This window comes from Streptomyces sp. NPDC051776, assembly GCF_040681345.1.
GTDB lineage: Bacteria > Actinomycetota > Actinomycetes > Streptomycetales > Streptomycetaceae > Streptomyces.
Map to the genome: position 1 here is coordinate 41,241 of NZ_JBFAYQ010000047.1, position 7,365 is coordinate 48,605.

Annotated in this window: 4 protein-coding genes and 3 pseudogenes; 2 read left to right on the plus strand and 5 right to left on the minus strand. The window is 66.2% G+C overall.

Annotated elements, in window-relative coordinates; genetic code table 11:
* Nucleotides 1–3: 3 nt before the first annotated feature.
* Nucleotides 4–1,577: pseudogene (locus AB0M26_RS26850) on the plus strand (ISAzo13 family transposase); the annotation flags it as partial.
* Between the two features lie 288 nt (nucleotides 1,578–1,865).
* Here AB0M26_RS26850 and AB0M26_RS26855 read toward each other — a convergent pair.
* Nucleotides 1,866–2,216: a hypothetical protein gene (locus AB0M26_RS26855; RefSeq protein ID WP_365264827.1), complete on the minus strand. Its 351-nt coding sequence runs from the start codon at nucleotides 2,214–2,216 to the stop codon at nucleotides 1,866–1,868.
* Nucleotides 2,217–2,523: 307 nt separating this feature from the next.
* Entirely contained in the window at nucleotides 2,524–4,146 is a 1,623-nt protein-coding gene (locus AB0M26_RS26860) for a hypothetical protein (RefSeq protein WP_365264811.1), read from the minus strand.
* A 462-nt stretch (nucleotides 4,147–4,608) separates the two neighbouring features.
* Here AB0M26_RS26860 and AB0M26_RS26865 point away from each other — a divergent pair, with 462 nt between their 5' ends.
* Nucleotides 4,609–4,911 (plus strand): RDD family protein, encoded by a 303-nt coding sequence (locus AB0M26_RS26865; protein WP_365264813.1) that lies wholly within the window; start codon nucleotides 4,609–4,611, stop codon nucleotides 4,909–4,911.
* Between the two features lie 106 nt (nucleotides 4,912–5,017).
* Here the strand turns inward: AB0M26_RS26865 and AB0M26_RS26870 are convergent.
* From AB0M26_RS26870 to AB0M26_RS26880, 3 genes and pseudogenes are all read right to left on the minus strand, one after another.
* Nucleotides 5,018–5,437, minus strand: a pseudogene (locus AB0M26_RS26870) (DNA-3-methyladenine glycosylase 2 family protein); the annotation flags it as partial.
* Nucleotides 5,438–5,742: 305 nt separating this feature from the next.
* Nucleotides 5,743–6,303 (minus strand): hypothetical protein, encoded by a 561-nt coding sequence (locus AB0M26_RS26875; protein ID WP_365264815.1) that lies wholly within the window; start codon nucleotides 6,301–6,303, stop codon nucleotides 5,743–5,745.
* Between the two features lie 405 nt (nucleotides 6,304–6,708).
* A pseudogene (locus tag AB0M26_RS26880) lies at nucleotides 6,709–7,198 on the minus strand (IS3 family transposase); the annotation flags it as partial.
* Nucleotides 7,199–7,365: the final 167 nt, after the last annotated feature.

Consider the following 7,365-nt stretch of genomic DNA (forward strand, 5'->3'; position numbering starts at 1 on the left):
CGTGTGACTACGCGTACGGCCGCTCGGGCTTCGGTTGTGGCTTTGAGGGCGAAGTTCAATCAGCTCCTTCCCCATCTCGATGAGCGGTGCCGTCGGATCTACCTGGCCAGCGAGGCCGCCGCGCTTGGCCACGGCGGGATCACGCTGGTAGCCGCCGCTTCCGGGGCCAGTACGGCCACCATCGCACGCGGGATCGCCCAGCTGTCCGGGCGACCTTTGCCAGCCGGGCGGATCCGGGCTCCAGGAGCCGGCCGTAAGCCGCTGACGGTCACCGACCCCGGTCTGCTGCCCGCGCTTGAAGCTCTGATCGAGCCACACACCCGGGGCGCTCCGGTCTCGCCGTTGCGCTGGACCACGCTCTCACTGAGGTCCCTGGCATCGGCACTGACCACTCAGGGCCACCCGATCAGCGCGGCGACCGTCGGACGCCTGCTGCACGCCCTGGGATACAGCCTGCAAGGCACTGCCAAGACCACGGAAGGCGCCAGTCATCCGGACCGGGATGCCCAGTTCACGCACATCAACGCCACCGCCGCCGCATTCCTCGATGACGACCAGCCGGTGATCAGCGTGGACACCAAGGCCAAGGAGTGGCTGGGCAACCGTGACCGGCCCGGCCGCACCTGGCGTCCGAGCGGAAGTCCCATCCGTGTGGACTGCCACACCTTCACCACGAGTGACCAGGCCGTGGTCATCCCTTACGGAATCTACGACATCGCCCGTAACACCGGCTGGGTCAACGTCGGGACTGACCACGACACGGGCGAATTCGCGGTGGAATCCATCCGCCGCTGGTGGCAGCACCGCGGACGCGGCGACCACCCGGACGCCACCCGCCTGCTGATCACCGCCGACTGCGGCGGTTCCAACGACCCCCGCCGCTGGACGTGGAAGTAACACCTCGCCGCCTTCGCCCTGGAAAGCGGACTCGAGATCACGGTCAGCCACTTCCCACCCGGAACATCGAAGTGGAACAAGATCGAGCACCGGATGTTCTGCCACATCACCGCGAACTGGCGGGGCAGGCCCCTGACCAGCTACCAGACCGTCATCGACACCATCGCCGCCACGACCACTCGAACGGGACTCAGGATCGGCGCCGAACTCGACACTGGCCGATATGACCTGGGCACCACAGTCCCACCCGCAGAGTTCCACGCCCTGCCGATCACACCACACACGTTCCACGGCGACTGGAACTACACCCTGGCACCGTTCCCTCCCCGGCTCCCAGAGCCGGCACCGAGCCGACAACAGATCGACCCTGCCCTGACCGCGATGCTCACCGACCCGGCCCTGACCGGCATGTCACGCTCCGCCTTCGACCACCTGGTCGCCATCTCAGAACCGTACTGGGACGCCCTGGCCGAGGCGGCATTCCAACGACGCTTCCACCGCCCACGCAGCTACCTCCACCCGCAGACCAGCAGCCTCGACCACTACCACCGCCTCCTGACCGCCCTGTTACGCCGCCGCAGAGCCGTCACCAGCACACTTCTGGCCCAGCTCCTGAACGTCGGCCGCACCAACCTGTCCAACCAGTTCCAAGACGGCCACCGCCTCCTAGACCTGCACCGCGTCGCGGTCACTCCGCTACCTGGAACCCCGGCCCGCACCCTCGCACAACTACAAGCCCGCCTACCGTCACGCGACGACACCTGCAAAGATCAATTCTGACGGTTATTCAGACACAGCTCCCGAGCGCTCCGGAGTATTGCCGGGCCGCCCCGACGCAGTCGGTGGAAGGACTTCGCATCGCCGGTCTCGTCCACGATCAACACCGCTTGGTCGTCGGCGAGTTCCCCCGCGGTCCAGGCGGCGAGCCGGTCACGGGAACCACCCGACCAGCACGAACACGTCGACGATCAAGAACTACAGCTGCCGTATCTGAACTCCAAGTACGCGTTTTCCCAGCTCTGTTCGGTTTCCGTGGGCACGCCCCGCGCCAGGTGCTCCAGCCGCCACAGGCAATGGTCCAGGCTCTTGGACGCAGTGTTCGTGTCAGTGTCTCCCAACAACGCGCAGGTCTCCGACAGCGAGGAACGGCGGGCCTCAGCCGCGCTGAGTTCGGCGTGCACCTCAGCGGTGAGCTCCAGCGGCGCGGGACCGGTCGCTAGCCCGCGGCCGGCAGCGATGCTCTGATAGCGGCCCGCGAGCTGTTTGACCCCATGGTTGTGCTCGGCATAGGCGTTCAGGCGCCGCTCGTCCCGGCGCACGGACTGCTCACGCCGCCCACCGTGCCCGTTCGTTCAAGTTTCTCACCAGGAACGACGTGACAGCACCGAGCAGGCTGCCCGCTCGATGCCGCACCCCGAAGCGACAAGCGACAACCGCCGCGGTAGGGCCCGCCGACCAGAGGCCGCACCATTCGGCCCGGCCGATCAGGGGAGCCGCCGCGGCGGAAGATGTCAACCGGCCAGCAGGTGACCGATCTCCGTCTTCGCTCTGTCTGGTCCTCGGGTGGATCGAGAATCAGGAGTGTTGGCACCGGCACGGCTCTCCCGAAGCAAGTGGGCGGATGAACTATCGGTAGATGCTGCCCACGTTCCTGGAGTTGTCGATGGCGGCGCACTGGGACCGGGCCCTGCTGCCGTTCGTGGTCAGCGTCAGGCCGTTGGGGTTGGCGCAGTGGTTGTTCTGCCGCCCTTCCTGCGCGGTGTTCTGCTGGGCAAGCCGCATCGCGCCGGATCCCCCCGCGGCGTCGGCACCGCCACCGATCTCGGCGGTCTTAACGCTGGCGGAGTGATCACGCGTGGCGCACCGAGAGTCCAGATCACCGCCGGTGAGCTCGATATCGGTGTCGTTGGGGCTGGCGCAACGGTTGTTCTGCCGGCCTTCCTGTGCGGTGTTCTGCTGAATGAGGTTGCCGCCTGCACTGGAGCCACCATCGGCCGTGGCGCCACCTCCTCGGGACAGAACGTGTTGGTTGCGTGAAGCGTCGGAGTGCGAACAAACGCCAGTCGCCCGGCCTCCCGTCACCTCGAAGTCAGCGGAGTTGAGGTCTGCACAGCTGTTGTTCTGGCGGCCTTCCTGAGCCGTGTTCTGGTCGAACACGACGGCGGACCCCCCGGAACCGGCAGAAGCATCGGCGCCTTCGTTGGTGGTGAGCGTGTGGTCATTCTCGGAGGCGTCGGCGCTGGCGCACGTGCGGTGCAGCCGCCCCCCGGAGACGGTGAGAGCGGCAGAATCGCTCGCGCAGCTGTTGTTCTGCCGTCCCTCCTGAGCAGCATTCTGCTCGTTGAGATTGACACCGCCCTCATTTGAGCTGCCTTCGGTACGAGCCCTGCCCTCACGAGTCACAGCGTGCCGGTTGCGGGAAACATCCTTATGAACGCACTTGTCGTCCACCCGTCCGCCCGTCAGGTTGATCTCACCATTCGTCAGATGAGCGCAGTGATTATTCTGCCGACCCTCCTGCGCCGCGTTCTGCTGGAAGACAACAGGGGAAGAACCAGCGTCGGTGTGGGCGCCCCCGCCCTGAGTCAGGGTGTGTGCGTTCCCGGACCCATCCACGTTCCCGCACCGGCGCTGGGCCCGCCCACCGGAAGCGGTGACGACGGACAGGTTGGGGTTGTCACAATGGTTGTTCTGCCGTCCGTCCTGCGCCGCGTTCTGCTGCGAGATGGAGCCTGACGCCGAGCCGCCGAAGGTGGTCGCTCCGCCGCTGTGAATGCGTGTGTACCTGTTGCGGGAGCCGTCCTCGCTAGCGCAACGGGTGTTCACCCCACTGCCCTCCAGCGTGATGGAGGTGTCATTGGGGTTAGCGCAGTCGTTGTTCTGCCGCCCCTTCTGGGCGGTGTTCTGCTGCGAGACGTCGCCCGAGAGGTTGGAGCCCCCGTCCGCATGGGCGCCCCCGCCGGCAACGACTGCACCCTGGTTGAACGAAGTGTCTCCGGTCGCACATCGGGTCCTGCCCCGACTACCGGTCGGAGAGGCGAGCCCCTCCTCGCCGTTGCTGCTGTCGCAGTTGTTGTTCTGCCGGCTCTCCTGAGCGGTGTTCTGCTGGAACACGTCAGCACCCGCGCTGGAGCCGCCGCTGGCCTCTGCGCCGTGGTCTCCGGCGAAGGCGATCCCGCAACCGGTGGAGGCGAGGCCACCCATGGCCACAGCCACAAGTGCAGCCCTCGTGATCTTGTGTAGCTCCACGGTTCCTCCAACGGTGCCAAAGGTCAACGACGTTGCCCTTACCAACACCTGCGGGGCCAAGGGGACATGGCACCGCCCCCAGGTGCCCCCGAACGGCCCACAGACTCGGCACCGCTCCCACGATCTGGCCGACTCGCCCCTCTTTCGCTCTCCCGGCCATGCCCGGCCGTAGGCCGCGGTCGTGAACTCATCCACAGGGCGAACGCCTTAGCTTCCCAGGGCAGTTCACGGCATGAGAGCAACCGAGATGAACGACAACCCGACACCTGAATCCGCCCAGCCCCCAGGTCTACCCCCTCCCCTGACCAGCGAGCGGAGTCTGCCGTTGGTCAACGTGGCGAACCCACTGCTGCCTCTCCTGGCACGGGTCCTCGACGGGGTCATCATGCTCGATGCCCTTTCGCCGTCGGGCTCTCTCCGGCCCTGCGGTGTCTTGCCCCGCAGAGAGACGTCTATCTGGCAGTGATCGGCGTCCTGGCGCTCGTAGCGTGCCTGGCCGTCGGCGTGCTGTACGAGCCGGTGCAACTGGCGCGCTACGGCCAGACTCTGGGCAAGCATGCCTGCGGACTCCGCGTACAGCAGCTCGTGGATGGAGCGCCGCTCATGACGGGAGCCGCCTTCGGACGGTGGGCGATCAGCATGTTCCTGGGGCTCCTCCCGTTCGTAGGACTCGTCAACGTGCTCCGCTGCACCTGGGACCTGCCGTATCGGCAGTGCTGGCACGACACCACCGTCGGCAGCGCGGTCGTGACAACTCGATCCTGAAGCCGAGAACTACGCGAAGACCGCCTGCCGGGGCCCGGGAGGAGCTCGGCGCCCTTGAGCGGCCGCCCCCTCCCGCCCGGCACCGACGCGTCACCCTCGACTGTGGTTACAGGCGGGCGATGCGGCCGAGCGGTGCACGGGGTTCGCGTCGGGCGATACGGCCGGTCAACAGGATCAGGCGGGCAGCGCGGTGCCGCTGCCCGGCGTAGGGGGCGAGAAGCTCCGGCATCTCGGTGTCGCCGAGGCCACGGTGGCCAGTCAGCACGAAGCCGATGTGCCCGGGCATATGCAGGTCCCCGGTGGTGATGGCATCGGGCGCTCCGTTGGAGCGCTGCAGCACCTCGGCGGCAGTCCACAACCCGATCCCCGGCACCAGCTGCAGCCGACGCATTGCCTCAGGCAACCCATGCCGGCGGCCTTCCTCAAGCCGGGACGAGTGACGGCACGCCCGCACGATCGCGGCAGCGTGCTTGTCGTCCACACCCGCCTGGTGCCACTCCCAGGAAGGGATCAGCGCCCAGACCCTCGCCATCGCCGGGTGGCGAGCCAGTAGTTCCTCCCCGAGTCGGATCCGCCGAGCCGGACATTCCGGCTCGACGAGCCCGGACCGATCCCCAAGGAGAGGACGGCCCGGGTCCCTGACTAGGCGGGCGGGCCAATGAGTCAAGCAACAGTCGCCCCCCGGCTACGTCATTTTGATCACAACCTCGTGATACTGCCATGCTTGGAGGCCGTTCCCCTGGAGGGTCACTCGGGGAGTGGCAAGCCCTACCAGCCGACGGCCTGTACCGAGCAGTCCCTGCACTCGCCAGCTCGTCGGTCCCCCATTCGCTAACATCCCGGCACCGTCTCGGCGTTCGCCACCTGTACCTGTAGCGGGGAACGGTAGGCGTTGCGCAACTCGTCAAAGCCGCTCAGCTCGGGGTGTTTCTTCAGCAAGGCGGGATAGCTGGTGGTTCGGTGCGTCCACCGACTCCCGTGGGCATCGGAAAACCAGATCATGTCGACTCTCATTTCGGTATCCGGCGTCCATGAGCGGCCGAGCTCGTCCCGCACCATCTTGGCCGGGAAGGTGATCTTGGAGCACGGGCCGACGGTGGCGATCTGCAAAACGTAGGGCCGTTCGAACGGCGAAGATCCCTTGAGGCGTGGGCCGGGGATCACGGTGATCACGATGTTGACACTCGTCACAGGGTCCTTGGAGCGGTTCGAGATGACCCCGGTACTACCGCCGCTCTTCTCCCGATAGGACCAGGCGGAAACGAGATCGGCTTGCTTGCGCGCTCTGGCTTCGGAGTCTTCCTGAGACTGGTCCAGTTGATCCTTTGAAACTTGCGCAGAGTAGTAGGTGCTGATTCCTGTGAAGAGGAGACCTCCGACTGCGGTGATCATCGTGAGGGTCGTAGCGAATTTGGCCCAGTCGGGATGGCGTCGTTGGGGTTCTTGTGTCCCGTCCCCGCTTGTGCCGGTTGAGGTGCGCGCTCGCGAGGGTGCTTGTTCTCCTCCTGGGCGCCTGCGCACGCGCCTGAGAAGTGCTCGCCGTTCTCCGCTACGACTCACTTGGTCCCCCCGGCCATATGCAGATGAGACTGCCGAGTGGAGACGTACCCATCGAACCGTGACAACACCGGGAAATCTCAGCGGAAGGGATGGCCCGGGGCCCGCCTGAGCCGGAGGGCGTGCCAGCGAGTGATCAGCACCCCGGGGCTACACCTCTTGATAGGTGATGGTGGGACTGCTGCGGGATCTTGGGTGACAGCGTGACCTGCCCCACGGTTTGGGTTCCAGCTGCGGTGGCTAACTGGCGGCGGGGATGGTGTCTTGTTCGGAGATTAGCTCGTACTCGATCGGGGTGCGGTAGCCCAGTGCTGAGTGGCGCCGCTGTCGGTTGTGGAAGACCTTGATGTACTCGAAAATCGCGTTCGCCAACTCGACCCGGGTCTTCCACCGTTTGCGGTTCAACAGCTCAATCTGCATCGAGGACCAGAACGACTCCATCATCGCGTTGTCCAGGCCGTCTCCGACCGTGCCGAACGACGGCAGGAGCCCGGCGGAGCGGATCCTTTCCCTGAAGACCCAAGAGGTGAACAGGGTGCCGTATCGGCGTGCACTATCCCGCCTGGTTCGGGGCGCCGGTTGCGGAGGGCCATGTCTAACGCGTTGACCACCAGGGTGAAGTCCTGTCTGGAGCCGATCGACCAGCCACGATCTTGCGGCTGAACGCGTCCAGGACCGCCGCGCAGTACACCCACCCTTCTCTGGTGCGGTGTTGCGTGATGTCGGTGACCGGACCGCGGATTCAGCGCCGGGCGCCGGGCGCAAGCAAGCAGAGCGCCCCGGGAAGCCACGAATGGCCTAGCCTCGCCGTTTCGGTTGGGGTGATGAGGCGTCGTTGAGGGGGGAACTGTCGGGTGGCCGACAGGATTTCGGTGTTCGGACATGGTGGAGACCCGG